Origin of the sequence: Denitromonas iodatirespirans (genome assembly GCF_018524365.1) — a bacterium.
GTDB lineage: Bacteria > Pseudomonadota > Gammaproteobacteria > Burkholderiales > Rhodocyclaceae > Nitrogeniibacter > Nitrogeniibacter iodatirespirans.
In genome coordinates this window covers 1-615 of sequence record NZ_JAEKFT010000125.1, presented here as the reverse complement: position 1 = coordinate 615, position 615 = coordinate 1, and the positions used below count along the sequence as shown (strand labels likewise).

The window sequence follows — 615 nt, the reverse complement described above, 5'->3', positions numbered from 1 at the left end:
GAGGCCGATCGCTACGCACGCCTGATGATGGAAGCGCTCGAAGCGCGCCACACCACCTTCGTCGGGCGCGGCACCGTGCGCAGCCTGCGCCCCGGCACGCATGTCGACCTGCTCGACGCCCCGCGCGCGCTCACCGCCACCCCGCGCGGGCCGGGCGGCGCGCCCCCCGACGACAGCGTCGAGCCGCCACGCTTCGCCGTGCGCGAAGTGACCCACATCGGCATCAACAACCTGGGCGCCGCGCCGATGGCCACCATCGCCCGCCGCCTCGGCGCGGCCGAACTGTTTCATGACGATTCGCTCGACGATTCACGCACCACCCCGCCGGGCGACTCGTTCCCCGATCCGTTCCCCGATCCGTTCCCCGATCCGTTCCCCGATCCTTTCCCCGATCCGTTCCTCGATCCGTTCCTCGACGCCCCCAGCGCCAACGCCGACACCGCCCGCAACGAAGGCGCCGCCCCGCAACGCGCCCCCAAGTCGCTGAGCGCCGCGGGCCTCTCCGAGGTGCTCGCCCTGGCCGCCGCGCGCGGCTACGCCAACAGCTTCGACGCGCTGCCCGCGCACCTGCCCTGGCGCCCCCGCCTCACCGACGACACCGGCGCCCGGCTCAAC

1 pseudogene is annotated in these 615 nt (G+C 74.0%); it reads left to right on the top strand.

The window, feature by feature from the left end:
- Positions 1-615, top strand: a pseudogene (locus tag I8J34_RS24240) (contractile injection system protein, VgrG/Pvc8 family); the annotation flags it as partial.